This window comes from Shewanella glacialimarina (assembly GCF_020511155.1).
Classification (GTDB): Bacteria; Pseudomonadota; Gammaproteobacteria; order Enterobacterales; family Shewanellaceae; genus Shewanella; species Shewanella glacialimarina.
Window position 1 is genome coordinate 3938243 of sequence record NZ_CP041216.1, and the last position, 26693, is coordinate 3964935.

The following is a 26693-nucleotide window of genomic DNA, read 5'->3' on the forward strand; positions in this document are numbered from 1 at the left end:
CCCATCGGAAGCGTTAGGATATTTTTTATATTAGGTGACAATGGCCGAAGCCGATTAAAATGAAGTTTAAAGCTGGATCGATCCCCATCGAAAATTATGCGCTTTTCAGCATTTTTCGTCTGGGGCGGCAGGGAGATCCAAGAGGGTATTGCTGTTGATACCCTTTTGGCCGGTGCAGGATGGAATCCTGCGATGTTAATCCAAACGGAGTTTGGAAATACTGAAATGAAGTAAAATTGAAGAGATGAATGACCCAGTATAGATACGACTGAGGGTATCGAAAACAGAGACGTTTGGTTAAGCAGCTATTCCTGCTCTGCTAGCTTCAATCGCCGCTATTACATCTTGTGGATTATCAACACTCAAATGAATCATACTCATCGGCTCGGGCAATTGCCCCATGCCTCCGTGGTAAATAACAGGCTTTACTAAGTTAAGGGTTAAATTAGTCTGCCCTCGCCCGATTGAGAGAACCTCAGTATCATCTTTAGTTTCAGACTTCGCTTCTTGATTGAGCATGCAGGAAATATCAGCCATATCTATCACCATAAAACCCCATAAGGAGTTATTGATAACAAGCTTATTACGCAGAATATATATCGAGTAGTAACGCGACACTCTATGGTTGGCCACTATCGACATCAAGGTATAACCAATGAAAGACGATACTATAATGGCCACTAATTGGCTCCACGACTGCAATAACACATAGCAGGTCGTCAATGCAGCAAGACAAGCCAGCACCATGAATGCGACATGCCACCTAGAAGCGCTAATAAGCTTGATATGAGCGATTGCGGGTTGTTGATTGCGTGAAAACCTGGGAATAGCATAAAGCCAGTTGGTCGCTTCGCTGGCAAGAATAAGCGCAAGGGTTAAATTTTTATCATCACCTTCTCGGTAGGTTTCAACTGCGCCGACTCTGGGGTCACCTTTCAGTTTTCTGACCTTAAACAGTCCGCGAATAACACTGAACATCAAATACAATTGAATAACCAATAACACTGCAATGATAGGGTAGCGCACCCACATCACAAACTCGAAATAATGGCTTAACTCCGCTGGGTAACTCAATCTTGCTACTAAGCTGCTTAAGCTCAACACCATGATGATTTTCCACAGTTTTTGCTGGCCCACTTTGATGATGCAATACCAATACGCAATGGGTAGAAGGATAAAATAGGCGGCAGAAATAGTGCCAAGCAACCATTTTTCATTGTCTGTACTCAAGGAATCGGGTGTAAAATTCACCCCCGCCACGAAACACACCAATGCTAATAGCAGAAACAATAAACGAAACTTCACCTGTGAACGCATCAAACAATCCTTTTATATTTAAGCACTTAGTAAATTAGGTAAAGACGATCAGCATATAGACCCACAAATTATTAACAAATTAAATTTGTTAATAATTATGTTTGCTGAGTAATAAACAACAAAAAACCGCTAAATAGCGGTTTTGAGTGTATCAAGGTTAATCTTTAACAATTAAAAGACTCGCATTTAAAAACAGCTAACAGGATTAGATGAGGTAGTCGGCAGTTAACGTTAAAAATAATACCAAACCGGCCCAGTTATTATTTAAAAAAGCGGTGAAACAAGCTGTGCGTTCACGCCTATAAATCATCCATTGTTGATAACCACTGAAGCCGATAAAAGCGATAATCCCTAGCGCATATATAAGCCCACGTTCGGCTAATAAGCCCGCCATAATAAAACACCCAAGCGCGGCTAACTGAAACAAGCCAATCCAATGCCTATCAAAACGACCAAATAAAATGGCGGTAGATTTAATACCAACTTTTACATCATCATCCCTGTCGACCATGGCATACATGGTGTCGTAAGCCACTGTCCAGCACCAATTGGCCATAAATAGCCACCATGCTTCAACAGGCACAGTGCCTAACTGGGCCGCATAGGCCATTGGAATTGACCAGCTCCATACCACACCCAAAAACATCTGTGGCATATTAGTCACCCGTTTCATAAACGGATACATCACAGTTAAAATAATGCCGACAACCGAAAGCTGCACCACTAAGGTATTTAACAGCAGCACCAATGAAAATGCCACTAGGCCTAAAATAGCAAATAAGCTCAGCGCTTCTTTCACGCTGATTTCACCCGAAACCAATGGCCTATTTTGGGTTCGCTCAACGTGGGCATCTAATTTACGATCGGCAAAATCATTAATAATGCAGCCACAAGCACGCATTATAATCACCCCAACAATAAAGATAACCAACACTTTAATGTCCGGCATTCCCTTGGCTGCCAGTAACAGCGCCATCAAACACGGCCACAATAACAGTAAAGTTCCTATGGGTCGGTCAATGCGCATTAAGCGTGCATAGGCGTGCAGTTTTTGTTTCACATCAAGTTCCTTCTTGCTTAACAGGCTTCCAGTTTCGCTAGGCTTACCAGTAACCATTTACTGCCAAAGTCGCGAAAGTTAACCTGTACTCGCGCTTTTTCACCTGTGCCTTCAAAGCTTGTCACCACGCCTTCAGAGAACTTAAAATGTTTCACTTTTTGGCCAACACTGAATCCGGTGGTATTGGCGGGTGATTGGCTAAACCCAGTACTGACGCCTCTGGCGGGAAAACGCTGACTGATTGACGGCGAAACCTGGGCGCGTAGTCGAATTTGCTCAACGTATTGCTCAGGTATTTCATTAATAAAACGGGATGGACGGGCGTAATCTTCGCGGCCATAAATTCGTCTGGATTCTGCATAACTGATATACAGCTTCTTCATGGCACGGGTCATACCCACATAGCAAAGACGACGTTCTTCATCTAAACGATCGCCTTCATCTAATGCCATTTTACTCGGGAAAAGCCCTTCTTCTACCCCAGACATAAACACCATTGGAAACTCTAGTCCTTTAGCGGAATGCAAAGTCATTAATTGCACCGCATCAGTAAAGGCATCAGCCTGACCTTCGCCAGCCTCTAACGCCGCATGGGATAAAAAGGCGTTTAACTCGCCCATATCTTCCAGCTCTTCTGGCATTTCAAAGCTTTTAGCTGCGGTAACTAGCTCATTTAAGTTTTCTATCCGCGCCTGGGCTTTTTCGCCCTTTTCAGCTTCGTACATGGTCCGTAAACCGGATTGATTAATGACAGTATCCGTCATGCGATACAACAACATATCAGCGGTATCTGTGCGCATATTAATCACTAAGTCCATAAAGCCACGCACGGCATTAGCGGCACGACCGGCGAGCACTTTTTCTTCCAATAGACGTAAACTTGCTTGCCACAAAGTTAATTGTTGTTGCCTTGCGGTAGAGCGCATAATTTCCAGAGTGCGATCGCCAATGCCACGTGTAGGCGTATTCACCACACGTTCAAAGGCGGCATCATCATCTTTGTTATTGATTAGGCGCATGTAACCCATAGCATCTTTAATTTCTTGACGATCAAAGAAGCGTAAGCCGCCATAAATGCGATAAGCGACACCACGATGCAATAAGGCTTCTTCAAGCACACGAGACTGGGCATTGGAGCGGTATAAAATCGCGCAGTCACTTAAGCTGCCGCCCTTTTCTTGCCAGTCATTAATGCGACCAACAATAAACTTAGCTTCATCCATTTCATTGAAAGCACAGTAAACTGAAATAGGCTCGCCATCTTTATCTTCGGTCCACAGTTTTTTGCCTAAACGATCGGGGTTATTGGCAATCAAATCGTTAGACGCTTTGAGGATATTGCCGGTCGAGCGGTAGTTTTGCTCTAGGCGAACCGTTTCTGCACCGGGGAAATCTTTTAAGAAGCGGTGTAAGTTTTCAATTTGAGCGCCGCGCCAGCCGTAAATAGATTGGTCATCATCACCGACAATCATTACATTTGCGGTATTACCTGCCAGTACGCGGATCCACGCATATTGAATCGCGTTGGTATCTTGAAACTCATCGACTAAGATATGGCGAAACCTGTCCTGATAATGTGCCAAAATATGTGGTTTATTCAGCCATAACTCATGGGCACGCAATAGAATTTCCGCAAAATCGACTAGACCCGCGCGATCGCAGGACTCTTGATATATTTTGTAAATATTAAGCAGATTTTGTTCAATCGGAAAGCCACCAGCATCAATATGCTTAGGTCTTAACCCTTGATCTTTTTTGCCATTGATATACGCCTGAGCTTGTCTTGGAGGATATTGTTTATCATCTAGATTGAGGCTTTTTAAAATGCGCTTTAATAATCTGAGCTGATCGTCAGAATCAATAATCTGAAAGGTTTGCGGTAAATTAGCATCTTGAAAATGGGTGCGTAAAATTCGATGAGCTAAACCATGGAAGGTGCCTATCCACATGCGTCCCATATTGCTGCCAACTACTTTTTCAACACGCTCGCGCATTTCTGCTGCGGCTTTATTGGTAAAAGTGACCGCCAGAATAGAATATGGACTTTGCTGTTCAACCTGCATTAACCAAGCAATACGGTGGGTTAACACCCGAGTTTTGCCGCTGCCCGCGCCGGCTAATACCAGCATGTTAGATAAAGGTGCGCCGACGGCTTCGCGTTGCTTGTCATTCAGGCCGTCTAATAATGATGATACGTCCATTTTTCCTCCCAGAAATCTGCGCGCATTATAGCGCCAAACGGATACCAGATGCGATGAAAGCCCGTGGATTTATGTCCCAATATAATCTTCACTTCCTATAAAGGATTAAAAATGGCTAACTAATGCTCACTTATTGAGTCTTAAGTAGTCATAAATTGACAACAATAGACACTAAAACTACTATAATTGTTCATTTATCTAAGCGGGTTATATTAATTTGAACATCAATGATTTAGAGCTATTTATTTTGGTAGCTGAGCAAGGCAGTTTTGCTAAAGCTGCAGAATCATTGAATACCCGCCGTGCATTAGTCAGTCGCCGCATTGCTGAATTAGAAAAACAACTTGGCGCACCTTTATTCACCCGTACAACTCGGGTTATGACGCTCACATCTTCCGGAGAGTTATATTTAGAGCAAGTCGCCCCGCTACTTAAGCAACTTAAAAATGCCTCGTTTATTTTCAAAAATCGCTACAACGAAATACAAGGGCGTGTTCGCATCGGCTTATTGCCTTTTGTCGATAAGATGTTAGATAAAAAAATCGCTAGTTTTGTGCATGCTTATCCACAAGTGCAATTAGATATCATGGTGATTTCAGGCGGTTATAAAGATATACATAGATTAGATTTAGATATGGTTATTGATATCAATCAACAGCATGATAGCCAGTTTACGACTCAGTCATTACTCAGTTTTGAACGCAAGATTTATGCAAGCCCGAGTTACCTTGAAAAATCATCTGTGATAGAAACCGTTGATGATTTGCAGTATCAATCCTTACTTGGCTTTAGAAACACTAATGGCTTGGTTGAAGATAAATGGACGTTTCAACAAACCTCAATTACGGCTAACCACAAAGTAATTTGCACTGATTACAACTCTTTGTACAACCTATGTTTAGGCGGTGCGGGGATTACGCTGTTACCGCAAACCATTGCTAACGAAGCGATAGCCAACCAACAATTAGTCAATGTGTTACCTGAATTGAGCGCAGGCTTTACTGACCTAAATTTAATTTACCCGCATGATGCCCACTTATCTAATGCCGCAAAAGTATTTATAGAGCACCTTACCCGTCCACTAAAATAGTTGTTATAGCTCTAGCACTCAAAAAAAAATGCGGTTTGCTGCAAGGTACTGAGTGCGTTTACGACACTTCACACCTTGCAACAACTGAATATTAAAATTTTATCTCTCTAATACTCATCCCATTTAGCCTAGACTCAACAACCCTTAATAGATAACAAGCTGCTGCTCTACTTCATTGGCAGCATATTGCCAGTGTAAATATTGTGGCTGATTACCGTCATAAAACCAGACAACCGCCATTAAGTCGCGTTGGTGGTTAGCAACCAATAGCGATTCGCTCAGTTGGCCGTTATCAAGTGCGCCCCTTAATAAACACGATTCATAGTTCACGCTGATGGTTTGTCCTTGCTGCTCAAACTTATCGCACAAAGAAAAATAGCCTCTTTTTCCGCTGGCGATGTCGACGTTTATCGATAACGTAAATGCGGCTTGCAAATCAAAATCTGGATCCACAATCAAGTCATCAAGTGATGTGGGATCCGGCACAGGCTCGACAACCGGCGGAGTTGGCGGTATCGGCGGTGTTATGGTGGTAGGTGGCGTCGTTGTTGGCGGTGTGGTTGCCGGAGGCGTCACTTGAACTGCAGGTGCACTGTCACCACCGCCGCCTCCCCCACAGGCCGTTAACGGTAACAGCAGAGTTAACGTTAATAGGCCAAATAACGGCTTACTTTCACGCTTACTGTTACATAATTCTCTTACCTTTGAGCTTATGGTTAATCTGGTCATGTTTGCATATTTCATCTCGTTCACCTTTATTGTGTATTAGGCCAATCATTGCTGATAATTACGGGCATTAATCTTCAAAAATTAATGCTTCGATGGCGGTCAGATACCAATAGGGGTTAGTTGTACCACTTGCATCTGCTGCAAAATCAACAAACTCTTGATAGCTTCCATCTAAACGCTGTTTTTCAAGTGGATGCTGCCAGGTGTCTGGCACTTCTATGGCCCAACTCATACCATTTTTATCCTGAAAATACTGTCCAGCCGCCACATTTGAGGCGTCATCACGTTGACCTAAAAAGGCTTGATTGAATAAAGCTGTTGGCGCATGGTTTTTAAGATGAATTTCTAATGCCCGACCAGGCTCTTTGCCCCCATTAATATTTTTAGCGGCTAATCCATGATCGGTATTGGGTGTAGCGAAGATAAACGGATCGTACGGAAACTCTGGCATTTGGTCTTCATCAACCGCATTCACAAACGGTACGGTCATTTGCCAGGTCGCACGATAACTTGTGCCGCAACCAGGCTCGGTTCTGAAATATTCACAACCGTTACCGCGGGTAGCATGCTGCCAAAGGTCATCAGTAAACTTGAGCACAGCGTTAGTTTGCCCCGTTTCAAGTGGAGATTGGGGTTGTTTTACCCCCTGTAATGTCCAATCAATGGCTGACTCCTGCACGTTACTGCGCGCAATGCCGGGAAGTTGAACCGCAAAACCATTGTGGTACCAGGCCCCCATGGCAACCAACTGGGCATTAAATCCCACGCGACGCACTTGGTTGTTTTTTACAAACTGGGTAATACGTAATTGCATCACTACATCATTCATATCAAAGTCACCTTGATCAGGATATAAATCTTCATACGCCAATGTGGTAAAACCTGATGATGATGGATAGTAGGTCATGGTGATGCCGGTTTCAGTCACAGTGATAGGGTAATCTTCTACTTCACCGTCACTGACACCGCCTGTTGGTAAAATATCTGCAACAGAACTTAATCTAAATCTTGACCAGGTTTCGCCCGGCTTTGCCCAGTTAGGCACATTGATTAATAAGGTTTGCACGCCTGCAGGCATAGCTTTGGCACTAATGATGCGGTCTTCTTGATCAAATTTTCCATCTTGGGCCCAATCAATCCACCCATTTAAAAATCCGCCTTGCCCTGAGGTAGTGACTAATAAAATCGCTTCTTCACCAATCTCAAATCCCGTGGGCATACTGACACCATCTTCATCATCAATACCATCGCTGCTATCATCAGATAAAGGAGCTGGCGAACCATCTGCTTCATTATCATTCAATATCCCTAATGTTAATGACTCGATAATCCCGTGACGGGCGCCGTTATCTGCCATTAAGGTTCCATAACTTGCTGGGGCATCTCCAAAATCGACCGCATCACCCACTGGCACTTCAGCCAAAGCACAGCGCGCACCATCATTAGAGGTTGAAGACGGTCCATATGAGAACAATTCAGCTTGAGGCGAACTCTGCTCTACATTTAATTTGTACACATTACCTGTGCCATTATTGCTTAAGTATAAATTGCCTTGTGGGTCAAAAAATTGAGCGCCAAAAGTGAAATTTGTACTGCCAGTGATCACTAGCCCTAAATTTTCAGAGCCACCGGTGGTGGGGTCAATTTTAATTAATTGCCCCTCTTTACCATTGGTTACCGCATATAAAAAACCATTGGTTGGATGAAAGGCAAAATCAGTAATGTTAAAGCTCGCCTGTGAATTGCTGCCAGGGACTAACGTCATGGGATGGTTTTGGTCATCTAAATCGACCCGAAATAAACCCACATTTTTGCGATAACCGTACCAGGCGTTTTCTGCTAACGCCACGTCACCGACGAAGAAGTTACCCGCTGCGGCTGCGGCAGATGGCGCATCTTTGGCTAATGCTAATGGAATAACTTGGTAATCATTCCCAACTTGACCTAGGGTTTGATGCTCGTAATCCCAGCCATATAAATAATTGTCATTGAAGCTGAAACCTGTGCCATTGAGTGCACCATTAATACCCATATTATCCGACAGAGTGATATAACTACCTGTGCCCAAATCAACTCCGTAGGCGATGGGTTTAGAGGCAGGAGTTTGAATGATAAATGCTTCGTGGGGACAAGCTTGAAAAGGTTCACTTGCCTGCGCAGATTGGGCCAATGCTAACGTTAAAGCCCCTAAGGTAAATAATCCGGATAAGGGATGACGGGTTAACTGAGTTAATGTGACTAATTTCATATTGGTGATCTCATCTTTCACTGAACGTAATATACGTACTGCACATAAAATGCCAATATTCAAAGCATTGAAATATATAAGATTATATTTAATCATTATCGATTTATCATTTTGCAAAATGCGAATAAATTGCAAAAATAGACTTAATCCTCCCAATCGAAACGGTATGGGAATAGGTAATATCACCCTAAGGGTAATAGCTCGACACAGCCCGTTATCAGAAGCGCGAGAAGTCATTGGGGAGTATTATGGGGAGCATTATTGTGAGTGGAATGTGGGCTTAAATGAGAATAATAATCGGCAAAAATTTTCGATCAGATACAGAAAATAGGCTCACAGATATGCGAGCCTATTTTTATTCATAAGATTAAAGATGTTATGCTAAACATCATCACACAACCACTTCGCTTGCTTCGCGCATTACGCTATGGGCAAATTCCTGCGGCCCTTTGAGTATCGCTCGGCCAACCGCCGCTAAATCAAGCCACTGGTTTTCAATCGCCATATCAATATACTCAGCGGTTTCTATACCACCCACACCAATAATGCACGCCTGTAATCCCGCTTGCTTCAAGAAAGCGGCTTCTTCAACCAAGAAACCTTCACCGCGACGCTCTTTCGGGCGATTCCAACCACCAATACCAGATGATACATCTAATATCACCACGCCAGCATCAATGAAATATTCACAGGATTCGACAATTTGAGTCTGGGTAAGCCCTTGTGGATAAAGGTCTTGCCCTGGCACTCTGATCATAATTGATAACTGGGTATGCTGCTTAATTTGTTCGATAATCTCAACGATTAACCGTGCACGATTAAGCTGAGAACCACCATATTGATCATCGCGTTGATTGGTCAGTGGTGATAAAAACTGGTTCAGACCATAGCCATGGGCGCAATGTAGCTCAACAAAATCAAAGCCCGCCAATTCAACCCTTTTGGCTGCATCGACAAATTGCTTTTTCAATACAGCGATGTCGTTTAGCGTCATCATTTTAGGGGTAGGTAAAATACGATCATAGGCTGGAACCGTTATCCCTGATGGCCCCATTAAATCAGGGCACACATCAAGCTGCGCTTTACCGCCGCAATGGGTTAATTGTAGGCCAGCTTTGGCGTCTGTTTGATGAATAGCCTTAGCAATAGCTTTAATTCCATCAATACAATCATCATCATGTACGCCCAACTGATTAGGCTCACTGCGACCTGAAAACGCTACAAAGCTATATTCAACCATCACTAATGCCGCTTGAGATTGTGCTAGATTGGCATAATGGCGCAGTGTTTTATCTGTTACCTTGCCATCAAGGGTTGAAGTTTGCGAGGCCATAGGCGCCACCACTAAGCGGTTCTTCAATATATGGTGAGCTATCGGTAAAGCAGAAAAGCGGTTCATATTTAGAATTTCGTTTTGATTGATTTTTGGTATTGTATCTAGCGAGGGGTCAACTTTCGAGGTGAATTTGACCTCTGTGGGAAGTGTGGCGGGTAAGCACTTTTTGTAATGGTTTAAAGCAACCTAAAATAAACGGATGTATGAGTGTGAATAAATTATTTAACCCTCTAATAAACCGCAGTAAAATATTCACGCACCCTAGATTTGGGAAACGATCAAATGGCTAATAGCGTTACCAAACTAAGACAGTATTTTAGTAAACAAGTCGCGCCATTTGGCTTGCACTCGATCCCACTGTTCAATAGACCATAATTGAACCTGAGCCTCTTTATCTAAGCCATTTTTATCTGAGCAAGCTTTATCTAAGTATGGTTGTTGCAGTTCTGCTGCCATGTTTTTCCCTAGAACATCCATCGAAGACACTTGAGCCGCATGCCAATCAGCAATAAACGCTTCAATCGCTTGAGTTATTAATGCCACTGAAACCTCCTTTATCGGGGTAACATATGCATCAGGCCAGCGCGCTGTCATCTCAGTCAATTGGTCGCCCAAACCATCGACCTCGGTAGATATTATCCACTTTTGCATGGCTAACGCTTCAATAAACACCAGTCCAAAGGGTTCCCATCGCGAAGGAATAATTACTGCATCACAGGCCATTAAAAAATCGGCGACATTATCAACCCTGCCAATTATTTCAACATGGGCTAAAGGCGCGGCTAATTTAGTTAATGCAGTTAATTGTGGCCCTTCTCCTGCAAGTTTGAGCTGGCATTGGCTTGTGGCAATATTTGCCATGGCCTGCAGTAATAAATCAAAGCCTTTTTGCTGATGAAACCGCCCATAAGCAGCAATTACTGGTATTTTATGAGTTGCGCTAACAGTATGCGTGTTTGTGGTCACAAACTGGCTTAAATCACGCCCCTGCCCCACAAGTTCAATCGCACTTGTTGTAACAAGATTATTTGTAATCATCCATTGACGTTGAGACGGTGAGATTGCAATAACGTAATCCATTAAAGCATAAGTCATTTTCAGCATACGATAGAAACGGCTGACTGAGGGGATTTGTGACACCACAAAGTGCTGACAATAATGGTGCTCTTGTAACACAAATGGCGTGCGTGGAAACTGCAGCTTTAGCCAAACTAACCCAATAAGTTTACGCCAGCTAGAGGCACCATGAAAGCAGATAATGTCGGCAGAGGTGGATATTCGACTTAGGCGGGTCAAATCGACATAGCGGATCTCAAAGTCATAGTCTTGAGCTAATGACGAATCACAAAGTGCTTGCAAGGCGAAATTGACTCCACCCATGCTGTTATCATCAACACAATGCAAAATTTTTGGCCGCATTTAACCCCTATTAAGGCGAGTAAGAAGTACTTAAATTGTTGCACAACTAACTATAAAAGCAAAATGGGCCAGTAAATACCGGCCCATTTGAGGTTTAACATTTAACAACAAAATTACTTTTTATCGTCTTTCAAACCAATCGTGTCCATCCAGTACTCAAAGTTCACTAAGTTACCGGGTAATACAATACGAGTGTCTGTTTTGGTTAGCCCATCTAACTGCTTCATATACTGCTCGCCTAACTGCATGCGTAATGCACTTTGGCCGCCTTCAGAAGAAATCACTTGTGCCAGACGCTCAATCGACTCAGACGTCGCTTTAGCTAAGGTTAAAATTTCTTGGGCTTTACCTTCAGCTTCGTTGATTCGGCGCTGCATTTCGCCTTCTGAACGGTTAATGGTTTCCGCCATCACACCCTCAGAGCGGTTAATTTTACTTTGCTTGTCACCTTCACTTTTTGCCAATAATGCACGGCGTTCACGCTCAGCGTTCACTTGCATTTCCATGGCATTTTTAACGGTTTCAGGTGGGGTAATGTTTTTAATTTCATATCGATGTACGCGTATGCCCCAAATCGCGCCAGCTTCATCTAATACTTGAACCACTTTGGCGGAAATTAGGTCGCGCTCTTCAAAAGTACGGTCTAAATCTAAAGTACCAATCACTGAACGTGTAGTGGTTTGCGCTAATTGAATGGCTGCATAACGGTAGTCGGTAATACCGTAACTGGCTTTAACAGGGTCAGTCACCGAAATATAAATTACCCCGTCAACTTCGACATTGACTTCATCGCTGGAAAAACATTCCTGCGGCGGCACGTCAATAGTTTCTTCTTTCAAGTCATGTATATAAGCTACTTTATCAACAAACGGCAGTAGCGCATGAAAACCGGCATCTAAGGTGCAGTGATATTTACCTAAACGCTCCACAATACAAGCAGACTTTGTTGGGACTAAGCGAATAGATTGGAATAACTTCATCACGAAGATAGCAAAAATAATACCCCAAATACCCATTACAACAATATCGGTATCAATTCCATTTAAGATCATTAGCGTGCTCCTTTTGCTGCTGACTTGGCATTCTGTGATGGTGAACCTGAAACCGCATGGGTAACTTGTTCCATACCTTCAAAAAAGCCTTCCAACTTTGCCATTTCGGCTGGCACCACTGACACTTGAGCTTCAGACAGAATCTTACCCACCTGACCAATAAACTGCTCTTTCAGTAACATATTCATTGCATCGTTACCGCCATTAACGGTTAACGCTTTACAAATCATTTCCATACCATCGGCTTTTGCATTGGCAATAATGGAGATTTCTTGACCTGTACCAATCGCTTCGTTAATTCGTTTTTGCTTTTGCCCTTCAGATAAGTTAATCGCTTCTTGACGCTCACCCTGTGACATATTAATCATCGCCGCTTTTTCAGCATTGGCTAAGGTAATTTCAGCACGTTTGCGGCGTTCCGCTTCCATTTGCTTTTCAAGCGTATGGATCACATGCTGAGAAGGAGTAATATTTTTAATTTCATAACGCAATACTTTAATGCCCCAGGGATCAGATGCCTTATCGATTTCACGCACAATTGATTCATTTAGGCTGTCACGCTCGGAAAACGTTTGTGATAAGGTCAATTTACCAATTTCAGAACGCATAGTGGTTTGAGCAAGGTTTACAGCCGCTTTTCGATAATTCTCAATACCGTAACTGGCCAGCTTACCGTCCATGACTTTTAAGTAAACTAAACCATCGACTTCTAACTGGGTATTATCTTTTGAAATACAACTTTGCGGAGGGACATCAAGTACTTCCTCGCGGGTATCGTGTCGGTAAGCAACACGGTCAACAAAAGGGACTAAAAAATGAAAGCCTGGCGGCAGTACAGTGCGGAACTTACCTAATCGCTCAATCACATGAACTTCGCGCATAGGCACTATCAACATCAGCTTAAATAAAATAAACATGATGAATAAAAATATTATGGTAAACATGAACATACTCTCTTCCTTTTGATACTACATTAATGACGTTTGGCTATTTGAGTGGATGTGTTACTCCACAAAAGGTTCAACCACTAATGCAATGTTATCCCGACATATGATTCTAACTTTCGTGCCCGATTGTATCTCAGTACCATCACCGAGTGCAGTCCAATCTGAGCCTAAACAACTCACACGCCCAGTTTGTTGACCCGGGCCAATCGGTTCCTTAACGATGGCAACCTGATTGTACAAATCTAATTCTTCATCTGTATTATCAACATGTGAGTCCCCACCCACTAGTTTTTGGGTCACATGACGGAAACTGAGTAACATTACCATTGAGGCAATAAACCATAGGGTTAAACTTTGGCTTATGCCTTCGATAATACCCACAGCGAGTGCCAAAGCAACCAACAAACATGATGTGCCGAGCAATATTACTATCCCGCCTGGAATAATAATTTCCGCTAACATCAACACTATGCCCAATATTACCCATATTGAAATTGGGTCACTAAAAGTCATATTCACTCCTTATTCTAGAGTATTCGTCATTAGACTATATCAACTCTTTTACCTTATAGCGACATATTATGTCAGGCAAATAATACTTCACCTTCTAGTCTGTAGTTAAACGGTATCCTTCGATGCTAATTTATTTATACTCAGGTAACATATTGCGGTAACCCTATAAAACTAAACGTACAATCGGTAATTTTTTTGTATTTGTTCTGATAGCAAAATAAATGAAGGTATTTCAATGAATAAAAACTGGCTCGCTTTAGCCCTTCTCGCCGCTCAACCAGCTATTGCTGATGACATGGTGCAATGGTGGGATTTTAGTGCCACGGCACTTTATGGTGACAACTACGATTTAGCACCATCAGAGACCCAAACAACTATCACAGTTGAAACTGCGGGCGCATGGAAATATGGCGATTGGTTTGCCTTCCAAGATTTTACCCATTTTAATGATTCTAATGGGCAACAAAGAACAAACTATGGTGAAATATCTCCCCGTTTTAGCTATGGAAAAATTTCTGGAAATGAAATTAATCTTGGCCCAATCAAAGATGTTTCGTTGGCACTGACATTAGAAGAAGGCAGAGGTCCTGTAAGCAGTTTGCTTTACGGCGTAGGACTTGACTTTGATATCCCTTATTTTAGCTATTTTCAACTTAACACCTACCGTCGTAATGCGATAAGTAGCGGTAATAACAGCGATGGCTGGCAATTAACCCCTGCGTTTAGAGTTGATTTCCCTGTAGGCAATTCCAATATCGTATTAGATGGTTTTATTGATTGGATTTTTGTAGCCGACAACGGTGGTTATCAAGAGAATCTGCACTTCAACCCACAAATCAAATATGATTTAGGGTCAATTTTATTCGGTCAACATAAAAAGAATAAACTCTTAGTCGGTTTTGAATACGACTACTGGCAAAATAAATACGGCGTAGAAGGGATTGATCAAAATACCTATTCTGCTATTGCTAAATATCACTTCTAACTCAAATTTTAGTCAAATTTCAAAATAGCTTAGTTGCAGTGTTTGTATAGGGCTAAAAGACAAAGGGCACCCTAGGGTGCCCTTTTACATATCAATCACTGTCTTAAAGATAAAATCGGTACTAGAGTAACTTTTTCGCTGCAGCAACAACAATAGATACAGCAACACCTTCGGTTTTCTTCATGCTAGCCTCATCAGGGATCTCTTGCTGAGTGCGGTTTACAATCACACCCGCAACGCAGGCTGCACGCCAACCTTGAGTCGCACACATGGTAAATAAAGTTGCTGATTCCATTTCATAGTTCAGCACACCCATAGACTGCCACTCTTTCATTGAACCGACAAAACGTTGAGTGATGCGGCCAGATACCGTGTCATAACGCTCTTGTCCTGGATAGAAAGTATCAGAAGATGCTGTAATGCCCACATGCGGTTCAACACCTGCATCACGACAGGCGGCAACCATTGCAGTGGTACAGTCAAAGTTTGCTGCTGCTGGGAACTCAAGTGGCGCAAAATGTAAGCTTGCACCATCTAGGCGTACTGACGCTTGCGTCACAATCACATCTCCAACATTCACATGTGGTTGAATGGCGCCAGTAGTGCCTACACGTAAGAATGTCGTGACACCTAACTGAGCTAATTCTTCTACCGCGATAGAGGTTGAAGGGCCACCAATACCGGTTGAACAAACAACGACAGGTTTACCATCGATATAGGCTAAATAACTGGTGTATTCACGATGGCTGGCAAGAAACGTCGCATTATCCATTAATTCAGCAATACGCTTCACGCGTTCTGGATCACCTGGCACGATTGCTAATGTAGCGCCATCTAACATTTTTTTGGTCAAACCTAAGTGGAATACGTCAGACATGCTGAACCCCTATATTATTTTAAAAATGAAACGCTGTGTTTCATAAACTGTATCCTAGTATTGTCTCAGAAAAGGTTAACTGGATCACATTATTATTTATCACTGATATAATTTGTCGTTAAACGGTGGAAAATGAACTCGCTAAAAAGCTGGGTAATTAACTGATAACGGCTCATTAAATCAACATGCCATAATGAAAATTAACATTTAATACTTCCAAAACACGTTAATTTGATTTACATCAAACTTTTACTTTAAAGATAAGAGTAGGTTTGAGGTAGAGCAAAAAATAATTATCTATCCTACAGGAGTTTATCTATGTTCCCAGAATACCGTGACTTAATTACCAAACTTAAAACATCTGATGCGCATTTTTTAAGAAAATTTGACGAACACAACCAGTTAGATGAAGAGATAAAGCAATTAGAAACACACAATAGCAGTGATAGTACGCCAGAAGTAAAAGTGCTAAAGGCGAAGAAACTGCATCTTAAAGAAGAGATTTTTGAAATTCTGAAAAAACACGAAATGGCTTAACGAAAGAATATACTTCGTTTTAAGCTAAAAAAAAGGACGCCTAGGCGTCCTTTGTTGAATCTATATTCTTTATTATAGATAGTAATCTTTAAGCGGTGGGAAACCGTTAAAAGAGACAGCTGAATACGTTGTAGTGTAAGCCCCTGCAGTTAACCAATACATGCGATCGCCAATAGCTAAATCAACAGGTAAACCATAGCTGTAATGCTCATACATGATATCAGCACTGTCACAAGTTGGTCCGGCAATAACACACTTATCTAACTTGCCTGTGCGGTCAGTATAGATAGGAAATTTAATCGCTTCGTCAGTTGTTTCAATCAAACCTGAAAATTTACCCACATCGGTAAATACCCAACGCTCAAGTGCCGTATTTGATTTTCGCGAAATTAACACGATCTCAGAAACCAATACACCCGCATTAGACAATAGTGAACGACCAGGCTCAAGAATAATTTCAGGTAAATCATCCCCAAAATCTTCATGCAAGAAATGCTTAATTTGCTGAGCATATGTCGCTAGCTCGTTGGTTTTGTCTACATAGTTTGCAGGAAAACCACCGCCTAAGTTAATCATTTTAAGCACAATGCCGTGCTCTTCACGTAAACGATCGTAAATACTTTTCACTTTACCAATTGCAGAATCCCATGCGCCGATATCGCGCTGCTGAGAACCGACATGGAAAGAAATACCGTGTGGCTGTAGGCCTAACTCTTTTGCTAATACCAATAAGTCATAAGCCATTTCATTCTGGCAACCAAACTTACGTGATAAAGGCCAATCAGCAGTATGAGTGCCTTCGGTAAGAATACGAACATACACTTTTGCGCCGGGTGCTTCTTCAGCGATCATGCGTAAGTCTGCTTCTGAATCAGAAGCAAACATACGAACACCTTGCTCATAAAAAGAGCGCACATCAACACGCTTCTTAATGGTGTTACCGTAGCTGATACGGTCAGGGCTAACACCAATTGATGTCACCATTTCTAATTCATAAATAGAGGCAATATCGAAGCTAGAACCTTTGTCACGCAATAAGGTTAAAATTTCTTTTGCAGGGTTAGCCTTCACCGCATAATACACTTTAGCAAAAGGGAAACTTTCCACCATGTCATCGAATTGTTTAGCAACGATCTGAGTATCAATGACGACAAATGGTGTCGGCTTGTCTTTCGCGAATTCTTGAATACGGGCGAAAGTATCTTTTTCATAATAATCAGCGATATCAATAGATTGAAATTGGCTCATTAGGCCGGTGCCTCCTCATAGTTGGGCAATAATACTGGGCAATGCTTTAACAATAAATACGTGCTTTTGACAACATGGTAAAACAGGCGAAGTAAACGCTATTTTAAGTTGCGACGCAATGAATTTTTATGCGTTGTAGGCAATTTTTTATTCCAATAGTCAGCGGCTCTATTTGTCATTTCCGCTGCGGAATTTTCCATATCACATACAATTTCAATTAAAACATGCCAGTTGCTGTCTCTATTCAACCAAAGATTGGTGAAAATAACAAATGGTTAACCTAAATTAATATTTTCAAGGTGTCATTACCATTGAACAATGAGTGATTGGACATCCTGCGCATACGCAATTGATGTAATCTTTAGTTGATTGATTTTTATGATAGTTGCCTGACTTTTTTCGGCAGGAAAGGCTGCTGTAATGTCACCTTCTCTATCAAGCCCTAACATAAATGAATAATCTTGCATTTTTGGTACGGCAATAAATTTCGCAATAAGTGAAGGCATACCACTGATATCAGCAACATAAACTAAATTTTCAGGACGTTTATCAGCCGGTGTTTGTTCAAATGCGGCTTGGATAACTGCCCCGCCATCCATATCACGACTAAATAATAAGACCTGTGTTTGTGAAGTCACATTAAGTGGCTTATCAAACTGGTTGTGTAAACTCATTTCTGTCAGCGTATCGCCCACTTTTAGTGTCAGCTTATCCGCAATTGTGGAAGTAGATAAAAATAACATCGGTAATATAAAACTTGCCATTAACAACTGATTTCGCATTTGCCACCTCTAAGCTAAAAATAAGTTTAGTCACACTACCAAGATAATATGACTAATATCTTAATGAAGATGATTTTTTATAAAGTGAATGAACTTGTTATGATACGGTTCACAAAAATACCTTTATGACTTGCCAAAATAGGGATATCAGATGGACCAACCAAACTTAGACTTGGAACTTGCCCAACTTCAAAATGCTTACAGCCTTATCACTGAATTTTTAGTTCAATATAGCTTTCAGCTTGTTGGGGCTTTACTGATATTTTTAACCGGATTATGGGTTGCTAGTAAAGTCGCTAACCTTGTCACTAGGCTATTTGAAAAGCATGAAATAGACATTACCCTGAGTAATTTCACTTCAAACTTGGTTCGCATCATTATCATAGTCATGGTTGCGGTCATCTGCTTAGGTAAACTGGGAATTAGTGTCACACCAATGGTTGCCGCTATTGGTGCAGCATCCTTAGGGGCAGGACTTGCTTTACAAGGCATGTTATCAAACTATGCAGCAGGGGTGACTATCATAGTGACTCGCCCTTTTGTGGTCGGTAACACCATTGAAGTGAGTGGCGTTAATGGTGTAGTCAGTTTGATCAAACTGGGACAAACAATATTAACCAACGAAGAAGGTGAACAAATCAGTATCCCTAATAAACTCATTATAGGCGAAATACTGCATAACTCATTTGAATACAAGTTAGTTGAAAATACCCTCAACATTGATTATCAAGCTGATACCGCGGCGATAATTACAATAATTGAACAGGCTATTTCTCAGTCAGACAATGTCAATAAAGACCAAAAAATCTTGGTTGGCATCAACGGTTTTAATAGCATAGGTATTGAATTAGGTATGCGGTACTGGGTGCCAACAGAACATTATTTTCAAGCTAAGTATCAAACCAATCAACAAGTGATGCTGGCATTAAAACAAGCCCGCATAACTATTCCTTGCCCAGTGCGCGAAATTCAAATTCAACATTAACCCTAAACAGGGTTAGTTTTTAATATATTAGGCCGACATTATGTCGTCCTTTTTGTTTTCTACCCGCAAAAAGACTTAAATTAACGACAAAAAGTAAACTAGACTTGACATTACTCAGTTGCCACTCCATATTTAAGTAAAGCTTACTTGACATTAAAGCAGGCTAACTTAAAAAGGATACCGAAATGAAAGCACTCGATTCTACTAATACAGATTGGAAACAGCGTAACCAGATTAACACCAAACGACTCGCTAAATGGACGGCAGCATGGGTACTGTCTTTAGCATTAGCCACTTTTGGCGCTCAGTTTATTTGGCAACAAAACCAATGGATGACAGCTACCGCAATAGGTCTTAACTTTCTTATTGGAATAGGGATGATAATAGCTAATAAGCAACATTTAGCCGACTTAGATGAACTTCAGCAAAAGATTCAACTCAATGCTATGGGCTTAAGTTTAGGTATGGGACTTATCATAGGGATCAGCTACTCAACCTTAGATACAACAGGCCTAATTCAAGCTCATGCAGAAATATCCCATCTTGTTATTGTGATGAGTCTGACTTATCTAATGGGCATAATAATGGGAAACAGGAAGTACCAATGAATAATCGCTTGAAAGTATTACGTGCCGAGCGGGACTTAACTCAAGCTCAGTTAGCTGACTTGTTGAATGTATCGCGGCAAACCATTAATGCGATTGAAAAAGGTAAGTTTGATCCTAGCTTACCATTGGCATTCAAAGCCGCGCGCCTATTTGGCTTAACCATAGAAGATATTTTTATTGATGAACCAAGCTAATGACTCCCTAGCTTGGGTTCATCAAAGGTATTTATGCATAAATAGACTGTGGGGATCTAATGGGTAATCGGCAAATTTTTCGCCTACCTTAAATCCAAAACCTGCGTACAATTGTCTGGCGGGTTTAAAAAATGCCATTGTGCCGGTTTCTAAACTGAGTTGTTGATATCCGTTAATTTTTGCAACATCTAACATATGTTGCAATAATTTTGCAGCAACGCCTTTACGTCTATGGGCATTGGCTACTCGCATTGATTTAATCTCTGCATGTGATGCACTGAGTCGTTTTATTGCACCACATCCTGCAAGTTGCCCATTGTCCCAAATAGTCCAAAAGGTAATATTAGGCTGGCGCAGTTTTGATAAATCTAAAGCATGAACCGACTCTGCTGGAGAGGTTGCGTACATATCCTGTAAATGCTCATTTAATAGTGCGGCTATTTCTATACCAGATAAATCATCAATCCGAATATCCATACCAATAGTACTTCCTTTTATCTAATATTGAGAGCAATAGGCTTACAAGCCTCTTTGCCATTCTTGTCTCAATGGCACCATACCTTGTAATGCTTGCGTGACTTGTTGGACTAGTTGAGGTTTGTCTTTACCTAACACTCCTTTAAGCACCAGATAATTTGATGCGTGATCAGATCTAAAAATGGTTTTAGTTAACTCAAGGTGAGTCAGCAAAGTATGCATTTCAGCCAATAATCCCTGTTGGTTAGGTAACTCAAATTTACCATCAAATGCCGCATCCATACGCTCAGTACCTAATGGTAAAGTGACCACTAAAGTAGACAGGTAATCAGGTTGAGTTTCATTCATTAACTTAGCTGAGGCTATGGCATGTTGCTTGGATAATTTAACCCCACCCAGCCCCATTAAAATCATTACTGATGATTTCATTCCAGCTTGCTTGATTTTATGAAGGGCTTCAACTGAAGACTGATAATCTTCACCCTTTTGAATACGGGTCAGCACTTCATCATCGCCACTTTCACAGCCGACATAAAGTAAAGATAATCCCATTTGACGCAGCTCAGCTAACTGTTCAACCGTTTTATTTTTCAAATTACGCGGCAAACAGTAACTGCTAATACGAGTCACAGAGGGGAGATGGGTATTAATTAACTCACACATGGCTTTCAAGCGATTAAATGGCAGGCTCATCGCATCACCATCAGCCAAAAACACCCGACTTATTGGATAACCAGATTCAGCGGCGAGTAAAATGTCTTGTTCTATTTTATCTAATTTCTGCGCCCGAAACTGCTTTTGCGGTTGAGTATACATGTTTGATGTATCACCCCTACCAATATACTTTTTTGTTAAAAATAATTACACACCTAAAATACATCAATTAATCACACTCTATTACACTTGGTTTATGGCATAAAACATAATTTGTCATAAAAAAGCACTATCCATGAATAAATTTTTTGTTATATTAGCTTAATCAACATTTTAGTTGACTATTTTTCTCTCACAAAGGAGTGTGAATGAGTTACATGATGATGGATCAGACCGCGCTTGATATCGGTGATCGCCGAAGTGCCCCCTTAGCTAATAGTGAATGTTGGGAGCTTACAACTGCTGAGCAAAAACTCGCACTATACGACTTACATCGTTTCGGGTATCGCTTACTGTTTGTCCGGCACACATTAAAAGGTCCAGTGGCTGTAATATCACAACAAAATGACATTGCTGCAATATACCAAGATGGTGAGGTCGACTTACGCCCCAACATCGTTTTACGTAAATCCCACTAATTTATTTTAAAAAGAGTGGCCTGCCACTCTTTTATTTGTAATCTATTACGCAATAACCTGATTAAATACTTCAACATGGTGCGATTCGACTAACTCAGGCATTACTTTATGAAAATAATACTGAATAGCCTCTTTTTCGCAATGTTGGTCAAATGCTGCCCGGTCGACAAACTTTTCCACAAAAGCCACTTTATTGTCATCATCTAAGCTAATGTTTAATTCATAGCGAATACAACCTAGCTCTTTACGCGTGTCAGGAATTAATGCAGCCAACGCCGCCACTAGTGCATCTCGCTTACCTGTTTTGGCGACAAATTGTGCTACACATACTAACTGGGTGTTATTGATTACATAATCAGACATTAAATTTTCCTTTAAAATTGGTAAAGCATATCAATATGGGGGATTCCATCTTCTAAATAAACCTCGGAATGGCTAATAAAACCAAGGCGCTGATAAAATTTTTGTAGATGTTCCTGTGCGCCAATTTGCACCCCAGCATTGGGCCAATACGCCAATACTTTTGGTAATGCCTGTTGCATTAATGACTCTGCTAAGCCCTGGCCGCGGTGGCTAGATGCAACAACAACCCGTCCAATACTGGCTTGCGGGTAACTTAATCCTGGAGGCAAAATACGGCAATAAGCCACTAAATGCCCGTCTCTGTCCTGTATAACCATGTGCTGAGTTTGTGGATGTCGATCTTTTTCATCCAATTCAGGATAGGGGCAATTTTGCTCAACGACAAACACATCAACTCGCAGTTTCAGTATTTCGTAGAGCTCATCTCGGGTTAATTGTTCGAATCTCAGGCTACGTGAAATCACTATAAATTCCTTTTCCTCTGTTTAATTTGACCATATTGTAGCATTACTTAACACGCTAATATCTCAAGTGCCAACACGGCATTTTATATGCCAAAGTGATAGCACAAATAACGCTAATCCTAGATTAAAATATTATATATTAGCCCTAGATGAAACCAAACGAATTAGTGCTACGCTACTTTTACCAACTAGGTTAAGCACAAAAACAGCGTAACCGTTAATAAATTAATTCTTCATTATCTATCCTACTTTTTTTGGAGCACAACATGAGTAAAGAACGCAATAATTCTAAAGAATCCAAAAAGCAGCCGTTACTGTCATTAAAAGAAAAACGTGCAGTTAAGCAATCAAAAAACGCACCTTCATCAGGTATCGTTTCTAAAGCTAAATAAAATTTATTTTTAAGTGATAACCATAAGAAATACCGAGCATAGCTCGGTATTTTTGTTTAGGTATTTTAAAACCACTTCTAACACTCATACGCAGCTTAAAAATAATCCCAGCTAAATATCTATCAAGAAAGCTGTGCCGTAAAATACCCCCAACATAAAACGCCTCTGAACACTGCACATGTTACTTTGCGTAATAGCATTCTCTGCGCCAATATATACTATTAATATATTACATAATTACGCTCATAATAATGACTATAGCAATGAATAACTGGCGTACTGGGCACACAATTGAAGCGCTATGTAGCACCTGAAATTGAGGTTAAATATGTAATGTCACTCTGTGCCAAGAAAAGGAATTCAATGAAGTTAATCGCACCCCAACTCTACATAGCCTTAACCCTGTGCATAGTTAGCAGCCAACCTGCGACTGCATTTGGTAGATTAGGTCATCAAATTATCGTTCATATAGCCGAAGACAATTTAACTGATCACGCGGCTAAAAATATCCGTCAATTGACTCAGGGGAAATCCTTAGCACAAATATCGACTTGGGCAGATGAAATACGATCCAGCACTCACTGGCGACATAGTGCCTCTTGGCATTATATATCCATTGACGACAATGAAAGTTGGAGCAATGTTAAACGTAATCCAAACGGTGATATTTTACGCAGTCTAGAAGGTTTTGAAAAAGTACTCTCTGACTCGAACACAACACCTAAGAAGCAATGGCAAGCGCTCGCCTTTTATGTCCATTTTGTCGGTGACCTTCACCAACCTTTGCATGTAGGATATCGTCATGATCAGGGTGGTAACGGCGTGAAATTGAAATGGTTTGGTAAAGACAGCAATTTACATTCGGTATGGGACAGTAGACTGTTAGCCCACCAGCAACTCAACGCTAATGAATATACGCGCTTGTTGAGTCATATTACCCCAGAACAAAAGCATGACTGGACGGGAAAAAGCTACTATCAATGGGCTGATGAGTCTAAAGACTTACGGACCAATGTTTATCGATTAGAGGTCAATTCAGCCGCAAAATACGAGTTAGGGACAGATTATGAAACCACAAATTTACCTCTAATTGAACTAAGATTACAGCAGGCAGGTATTCGCTTAGCCGAAAAATTAAATCAGATATTTACTCAATAAATTTCTAACATAAAAATGGGAGCCTAATTCGGCTCCCATTTCATTCCACTAGTTGATTATTTCAATTTGCTATATGCGGTAGCAAAGATAACTCAGTGTCTGCAGCTTAAATTCAAACTTAATAATAAATATTAGCGTTTGAAATTGTGGAACTTCTCGATACCAAATGATTTACCTTCAGCATGACAGGTTGCACAAGATTCACCTGTTGGTTGAGTAAACCAGGTACCATCATTACCGTTACCTTTTTCTGCACTAGTTTCACCACCATTCTGTTCCATATGGTTAAGCGCTTGTGTATCGCTGTGACAGGCAAAACAGTTAGCCGTGATTGGGCTAGCCATTTTAGTTTGGTCGCCATTATTAAATGCTTTAGCACGAATGTATTGATTAGGAATTTCATTTAAATCAACACCATCAGCGTGGCAAGACACACAGTTGTCTGCATTCAAACTGTCGGCAGAGTTAGCTATATTGTTACCATCAGCATCTTTTTTAGCGCCGGAAAGTGCATTACCAATACCCCAGTGCATACTGTGTACCATAGGTCCAAATCCTGGAGCTGAGTTTTTGGCACTTCGGTCTTGGCCATTGTTATGACATGCTACGCAGTCATCGCCACCATCGTTATAAGCACCATTTTTATGATAGTTGGTTTCGCTGTTATGACAGGTGGTACAACTATCATTTGTCACCGCTAAACGACGTTCGTATTTAACAACGGCTCCACTCACTTGATCAGTCGCATCAGAATAAGCAGTAAACGACACTGACTCTTTACCATCATCATCACTCCAACCAGCATAGCTTAATGAGATGCGAGCTGACGCCATAATATCAGCGGCTTCAAAACCTGCTGATGGCGATGGGAAACAATGTGTACGCGTGCCATCGGCATTGTCAGTTTTAATTTCATTACTACCATGACCTGCAAAACGCCCCACTATTGAATGGTTGTAATAGCCGTGTAAATAAGCACCTGCATATACTATTGGCGTATCTGGGTGATGACTGGTTAAATCATGACTATAGTTATCACCTATATTTACAGGTGTTTTAGTATCACCATCTAGCTTAAACAATGACATCGTAGTACACCAAACACCATTGTCGTTTTTAAATGGTACTGTTGTTTCTGCAGAGTAACCATCGCGCATTACTTGTAAATTAGCCAAGCCACTTTTTTGAGCATGGAAATCGCGGGCATCAAAGTCAGTACTTGATGCGTTCAAAGCTTGAGCCTTCATTACAATTTCATTGTTTGCTTGGCTAACACTATGGCAATCACTACAACCATTTCCGGCAAGATTAGTGTTAATTACAGGTTCAGCATGACAGGTGTAACAATTAACAGGGGTAAAATCTTTTTCAAATTTTTGGTGATTAATATGCCCAAGTTTTTGCATACTATTTTTAGCATAACCTCCGGTGTTTAATGACGCTCCATCAGGGGCAATATCACGCGGTACATTGTTGTGACACACCATACAGCCGCCAACAAAATCCACTTCACCGTCAGTATTTAACGCAACATAACCGCTATGACGAATATTAGACGTCGCATAATCTACGTGACATGAATAACATGTTTCAGTCGTCGATGTGTGCAGATTTTCAGGCTTATCAATAATGATATAAGGTGATTTAGCAATATCGCCACCACCAACTTGTAAGCGAATTAAGCCGTCCGTGTCAGCTTTTACCGCTGCCATAGGCGCTACAAACTGATAATTACCATTATCTAATAACGTTAATGAAGCTCCTTCTGTAGGAGAACTACCACCCACGGTTGCATTACCACCCACACTACCATCACGGCTACGTTGAACCCCTTTATCAGTCATAGCAGCAAGGTATACTGACGCATCAGTTAACCCTGAAATCGAAAGACCATCCTGGTTAGTAATACCAAATTCAATAGTCACTTTTCCTTCTTCAACCATGTGATTAATCATTTCAACATTGGTCACTGTAGAAGTCGTCACTACTGGTGGCACAGCCGGAGTACCTGGTGTGCCTGGTATGCCCGGAGTTCCGGGTGCTCCAGGAGCTCCGGGGGCACCATCTTCACCGTCGCTACCACAAGCGGTAGCTCCCATTGCTATTGCTATAAGCAAGGCAATTTTACATAATTTGATTGTTTTCATCATCACTCCGGTTTCATTATTATTAAGAGTACTACTTATGAGGTACTTCAATAATGACTATAGAGTGAACGATAAATGTACGATGAGAGACGACTCACAATTTAGTTGGTGAAGTAAGTCTGATATAGGTAGTTAATTTAATAAATAAGATGTAGATCATGTTAATTAACTGCTGCAAAAGTTAATACCATGTTTGTCACTTGGCTAGGAAGGCAAAATTAAGGGTAAAAAAACAAAAACCTTAGACTATGTCAAAGTAATAATTGGCTGAT

The 26693-nt window shown here is 41.2% G+C and carries 26 protein-coding genes and 1 pseudogene; 9 read left to right on the forward strand and 18 right to left on the reverse strand.

Going from position 1 to position 26693, the window contains the following annotated elements; all coding sequences use genetic code 11:
- Positions 1–297: 297 nt before the first annotated feature.
- From FJ709_RS17215 to uvrD, 3 genes are all read right to left on the reverse strand, one after another.
- Positions 298–1317 (reverse strand): hypothetical protein, encoded by a 1020-nt coding sequence (locus FJ709_RS17215; RefSeq protein WP_226411446.1) that lies wholly within the window; start codon positions 1315–1317, stop codon positions 298–300.
- A gap of 205 nt (positions 1318–1522) precedes the next feature.
- Entirely contained in the window at positions 1523–2434 is a 912-nt protein-coding gene (ubiA, locus tag FJ709_RS17220) for a 4-hydroxybenzoate octaprenyltransferase (RefSeq protein ID WP_226411448.1), read from the reverse strand.
- The gene (gene uvrD, locus FJ709_RS17225) at positions 2395–4578 is read right to left on the reverse strand and encodes a DNA helicase II (protein ID WP_226411450.1); all 2184 of its coding nucleotides are present in this window, start codon (positions 4576–4578) and stop codon (positions 2395–2397) included. The genes ubiA and uvrD overlap by 40 nt, the downstream gene beginning before the upstream one ends.
- Positions 4579–4795: 217 nt before the next feature.
- Between uvrD and FJ709_RS17230 the strand changes: the two genes are divergently transcribed.
- On the forward strand, positions 4796–5668 hold the full coding sequence (locus FJ709_RS17230; RefSeq protein ID WP_226411452.1) for a LysR family transcriptional regulator: 873 nt from the start codon (positions 4796–4798) through the stop codon (positions 5666–5668).
- A 144-nt stretch (positions 5669–5812) separates the two neighbouring features.
- Here the strand turns inward: FJ709_RS17230 and FJ709_RS17235 are convergent, their stop codons facing one another.
- The 7 genes from FJ709_RS17235 to FJ709_RS17265 form a co-directional block, all read right to left on the reverse strand.
- Entirely contained in the window at positions 5813–6412 is a 600-nt protein-coding gene (locus FJ709_RS17235) for a hypothetical protein (RefSeq protein ID WP_226411454.1), read from the reverse strand.
- A gap of 52 nt (positions 6413–6464) precedes the next feature.
- Positions 6465–8741: an LruC domain-containing protein gene (locus tag FJ709_RS17240; RefSeq protein WP_226411456.1), complete on the reverse strand. Its 2277-nt coding sequence runs from the start codon at positions 8739–8741 to the stop codon at positions 6465–6467.
- Positions 8742–9036: 295 nt separating this feature from the next.
- Positions 9037–10044 carry an NADH:flavin oxidoreductase gene (locus tag FJ709_RS17245; protein WP_226411458.1) on the reverse strand — a complete coding sequence of 336 codons (1008 nt, stop codon included), beginning with the start codon at positions 10042–10044 and terminating at the stop codon, positions 9037–9039.
- Positions 10045–10284: 240 nt separating this feature from the next.
- Entirely contained in the window at positions 10285–11400 is a 1116-nt protein-coding gene (locus FJ709_RS17250) for a glycosyltransferase (protein ID WP_226411460.1), read from the reverse strand.
- 113 nt (positions 11401–11513) lie between these two features.
- Positions 11514–12452, reverse strand: a complete 939-nt coding sequence (locus FJ709_RS17255; protein WP_226411462.1) for an SPFH domain-containing protein — start codon at positions 12450–12452, stop codon at positions 11514–11516.
- Positions 12452–13402: an SPFH domain-containing protein gene (locus FJ709_RS17260; protein WP_226411464.1), complete on the reverse strand. Its 951-nt coding sequence runs from the start codon at positions 13400–13402 to the stop codon at positions 12452–12454. The genes FJ709_RS17255 and FJ709_RS17260 overlap by 1 nt, the downstream gene beginning before the upstream one ends.
- 54 nt (positions 13403–13456) lie before the next feature.
- Positions 13457–13912 carry an NfeD family protein gene (locus FJ709_RS17265; RefSeq protein ID WP_226411466.1) on the reverse strand — a complete coding sequence of 152 codons (456 nt, stop codon included), beginning with the start codon at positions 13910–13912 and terminating at the stop codon, positions 13457–13459.
- 235 nt (positions 13913–14147) lie between these two features.
- On the opposite strand from FJ709_RS17265, the gene FJ709_RS17270 reads away from it, so the two are divergent.
- A complete protein-coding gene (locus FJ709_RS17270; RefSeq protein ID WP_226411468.1) occupies positions 14148–14897 on the forward strand; it encodes an outer membrane protein OmpK in 750 nt (249 codons plus the stop codon).
- 121 nt (positions 14898–15018) lie between these two features.
- Here the strand turns inward: FJ709_RS17270 and udp are convergent, their stop codons facing one another.
- Complete coding sequence (gene udp, locus FJ709_RS17275) at positions 15019–15774, reverse strand: uridine phosphorylase (protein WP_226411470.1); 756 nt, start codon at positions 15772–15774, stop codon at positions 15019–15021.
- A 318-nt stretch (positions 15775–16092) separates the two neighbouring features.
- Here udp and FJ709_RS17280 point away from each other — a divergent pair, with 318 nt between their 5' ends.
- Positions 16093–16311, forward strand: coding sequence for a YdcH family protein (locus tag FJ709_RS17280; RefSeq protein ID WP_226411472.1), 219 nt, complete (start codon positions 16093–16095; stop codon positions 16309–16311).
- A 72-nt stretch (positions 16312–16383) separates the two neighbouring features.
- Here FJ709_RS17280 and FJ709_RS17285 read toward each other — a convergent pair whose 3' ends face one another.
- Positions 16384–17559, reverse strand: a complete 1176-nt coding sequence (locus FJ709_RS17285) for a type III PLP-dependent enzyme (RefSeq protein ID WP_226411474.1) — start codon at positions 17557–17559, stop codon at positions 16384–16386.
- A 305-nt stretch (positions 17560–17864) separates the two neighbouring features.
- Complete coding sequence (locus FJ709_RS17290; protein WP_226411476.1) at positions 17865–18341, reverse strand: hypothetical protein; 477 nt, start codon at positions 18339–18341, stop codon at positions 17865–17867.
- A 151-nt stretch (positions 18342–18492) separates the two neighbouring features.
- On the opposite strand from FJ709_RS17290, the gene FJ709_RS17295 reads away from it, so the two are divergent.
- The 3 genes from FJ709_RS17295 to FJ709_RS17305 all read left to right on the forward strand — a co-directional run bounded on the left by FJ709_RS17295 (position 18493) and on the right by FJ709_RS17305 (position 20128).
- Positions 18493–19326, forward strand: coding sequence for a mechanosensitive ion channel family protein (locus FJ709_RS17295; RefSeq protein WP_226411478.1), 834 nt, complete (start codon positions 18493–18495; stop codon positions 19324–19326).
- A 185-nt stretch (positions 19327–19511) separates the two neighbouring features.
- The gene (locus tag FJ709_RS17300; RefSeq protein WP_226411480.1) at positions 19512–19934 is read left to right on the forward strand and encodes a hypothetical protein; all 423 of its coding nucleotides are present in this window, start codon (positions 19512–19514) and stop codon (positions 19932–19934) included.
- On the forward strand, positions 19931–20128 hold the full coding sequence (locus FJ709_RS17305) for a helix-turn-helix transcriptional regulator (protein ID WP_226411482.1): 198 nt from the start codon (positions 19931–19933) through the stop codon (positions 20126–20128). The genes FJ709_RS17300 and FJ709_RS17305 overlap by 4 nt, the downstream gene beginning before the upstream one ends.
- A gap of 21 nt (positions 20129–20149) precedes the next feature.
- On the opposite strand, the gene FJ709_RS17310 is transcribed toward FJ709_RS17305, so the two are convergent.
- Both FJ709_RS17310 and FJ709_RS17315 read right to left on the reverse strand, forming a co-directional pair.
- Entirely contained in the window at positions 20150–20605 is a 456-nt protein-coding gene (locus tag FJ709_RS17310; RefSeq protein ID WP_226411484.1) for a GNAT family N-acetyltransferase, read from the reverse strand.
- A gap of 42 nt (positions 20606–20647) precedes the next feature.
- Positions 20648–21424: pseudogene (locus tag FJ709_RS17315) on the reverse strand (radical SAM protein); the annotation flags it as partial.
- A gap of 203 nt (positions 21425–21627) precedes the next feature.
- Between FJ709_RS17315 and FJ709_RS17320 the strand changes: the two are divergent.
- On the forward strand, positions 21628–21897 hold the full coding sequence (locus tag FJ709_RS17320; protein ID WP_226411486.1) for a hypothetical protein: 270 nt from the start codon (positions 21628–21630) through the stop codon (positions 21895–21897).
- A gap of 45 nt (positions 21898–21942) precedes the next feature.
- Here the strand turns inward: FJ709_RS17320 and FJ709_RS17325 are convergent, their stop codons facing one another.
- Both FJ709_RS17325 and FJ709_RS17330 read right to left on the reverse strand, forming a co-directional pair.
- Positions 21943–22260: a putative quinol monooxygenase gene (locus FJ709_RS17325; RefSeq protein ID WP_226411488.1), complete on the reverse strand. Its 318-nt coding sequence runs from the start codon at positions 22258–22260 to the stop codon at positions 21943–21945.
- A gap of 11 nt (positions 22261–22271) precedes the next feature.
- Complete coding sequence (locus FJ709_RS17330; RefSeq protein WP_226411490.1) at positions 22272–22724, reverse strand: GNAT family N-acetyltransferase; 453 nt, start codon at positions 22722–22724, stop codon at positions 22272–22274.
- 266 nt (positions 22725–22990) lie between these two features.
- Here FJ709_RS17330 and FJ709_RS19615 point away from each other — a divergent pair, with 266 nt between their 5' ends.
- Positions 22991–23116, forward strand: a complete 126-nt coding sequence (locus FJ709_RS19615; RefSeq protein WP_264177950.1) for a hypothetical protein — start codon at positions 22991–22993, stop codon at positions 23114–23116.
- Between the two features lie 363 nt (positions 23117–23479).
- Entirely contained in the window at positions 23480–24274 is a 795-nt protein-coding gene (locus tag FJ709_RS17335) for a S1/P1 nuclease (RefSeq protein WP_226411492.1), read from the forward strand.
- Positions 24275–24405: 131 nt separating this feature from the next.
- On the opposite strand, the gene FJ709_RS17340 is transcribed toward FJ709_RS17335, so the two are convergent.
- The gene (locus FJ709_RS17340) at positions 24406–26421 is read right to left on the reverse strand and encodes a multiheme c-type cytochrome (protein WP_226411494.1); all 2016 of its coding nucleotides are present in this window, start codon (positions 26419–26421) and stop codon (positions 24406–24408) included.
- Between the last annotated feature and the right edge of the window lie 272 nt (positions 26422–26693).

What these genes read in the sequence shown, in the direction of transcription:
- FJ709_RS17215 (WP_226411446.1), bottom strand. Translation starts at nt 1,317, where the DNA reads ATGCGTTCACAGGTGAAGTTTCGTTTATTGTTTCTGCTATTAGCATTG.
- ubiA (WP_226411448.1), bottom strand. Translation starts at nt 2,434, where the DNA reads ATGGTTACTGGTAAGCCTAGCGAAACTGGAAGCCTGTTAAGCAAGAAG.
- uvrD (WP_226411450.1), bottom strand. Translation starts at nt 4,578, where the DNA reads ATGGACGTATCATCATTATTAGACGGCCTGAATGACAAGCAACGCGAA.
- FJ709_RS17235 (WP_226411454.1), bottom strand. Translation starts at nt 6,412, where the DNA reads ATGAAATATGCAAACATGACCAGATTAACCATAAGCTCAAAGGTAAGA.
- FJ709_RS17240 (WP_226411456.1), bottom strand. Translation starts at nt 8,741, where the DNA reads ATGATTAAATATAATCTTATATATTTCAATGCTTTGAATATTGGCATT.
- FJ709_RS17245 (WP_226411458.1), bottom strand. Translation starts at nt 10,044, where the DNA reads ATGAACCGCTTTTCTGCTTTACCGATAGCTCACCATATATTGAAGAAC.
- FJ709_RS17250 (WP_226411460.1), bottom strand. Translation starts at nt 11,400, where the DNA reads ATGCGGCCAAAAATTTTGCATTGTGTTGATGATAACAGCATGGGTGGA.
- FJ709_RS17255 (WP_226411462.1), bottom strand. Translation starts at nt 12,452, where the DNA reads ATGATCTTAAATGGAATTGATACCGATATTGTTGTAATGGGTATTTGG.
- FJ709_RS17260 (WP_226411464.1), bottom strand. Translation starts at nt 13,402, where the DNA reads ATGTTCATGTTTACCATAATATTTTTATTCATCATGTTTATTTTATTT.
- FJ709_RS17265 (WP_226411466.1), bottom strand. Translation starts at nt 13,912, where the DNA reads ATGACTTTTAGTGACCCAATTTCAATATGGGTAATATTGGGCATAGTG.
- FJ709_RS17270 (WP_226411468.1), top strand. Translation starts at nt 14,148, where the DNA reads ATGAATAAAAACTGGCTCGCTTTAGCCCTTCTCGCCGCTCAACCAGCT.
- udp (WP_226411470.1), bottom strand. Translation starts at nt 15,774, where the DNA reads ATGTCTGACGTATTCCACTTAGGTTTGACCAAAAAAATGTTAGATGGC.
- FJ709_RS17280 (WP_226411472.1), top strand. Translation starts at nt 16,093, where the DNA reads ATGTTCCCAGAATACCGTGACTTAATTACCAAACTTAAAACATCTGAT.
- FJ709_RS17285 (WP_226411474.1), bottom strand. Translation starts at nt 17,559, where the DNA reads ATGAGCCAATTTCAATCTATTGATATCGCTGATTATTATGAAAAAGAT.
- FJ709_RS17290 (WP_226411476.1), bottom strand. Translation starts at nt 18,341, where the DNA reads ATGCGAAATCAGTTGTTAATGGCAAGTTTTATATTACCGATGTTATTT.
- FJ709_RS17295 (WP_226411478.1), top strand. Translation starts at nt 18,493, where the DNA reads ATGGACCAACCAAACTTAGACTTGGAACTTGCCCAACTTCAAAATGCT.
- FJ709_RS17300 (WP_226411480.1), top strand. Translation starts at nt 19,512, where the DNA reads ATGAAAGCACTCGATTCTACTAATACAGATTGGAAACAGCGTAACCAG.
- FJ709_RS17305 (WP_226411482.1), top strand. Translation starts at nt 19,931, where the DNA reads ATGAATAATCGCTTGAAAGTATTACGTGCCGAGCGGGACTTAACTCAA.
- FJ709_RS17310 (WP_226411484.1), bottom strand. Translation starts at nt 20,605, where the DNA reads ATGGATATTCGGATTGATGATTTATCTGGTATAGAAATAGCCGCACTA.
- FJ709_RS17320 (WP_226411486.1), top strand. Translation starts at nt 21,628, where the DNA reads ATGAGTTACATGATGATGGATCAGACCGCGCTTGATATCGGTGATCGC.
- FJ709_RS17325 (WP_226411488.1), bottom strand. Translation starts at nt 22,260, where the DNA reads ATGTCTGATTATGTAATCAATAACACCCAGTTAGTATGTGTAGCACAA.
- FJ709_RS19615 (WP_264177950.1), top strand. Translation starts at nt 22,991, where the DNA reads ATGAGTAAAGAACGCAATAATTCTAAAGAATCCAAAAAGCAGCCGTTA.
- FJ709_RS17335 (WP_226411492.1), top strand. Translation starts at nt 23,480, where the DNA reads ATGAAGTTAATCGCACCCCAACTCTACATAGCCTTAACCCTGTGCATA.
- FJ709_RS17340 (WP_226411494.1), bottom strand. Translation starts at nt 26,421, where the DNA reads ATGAAAACAATCAAATTATGTAAAATTGCCTTGCTTATAGCAATAGCA.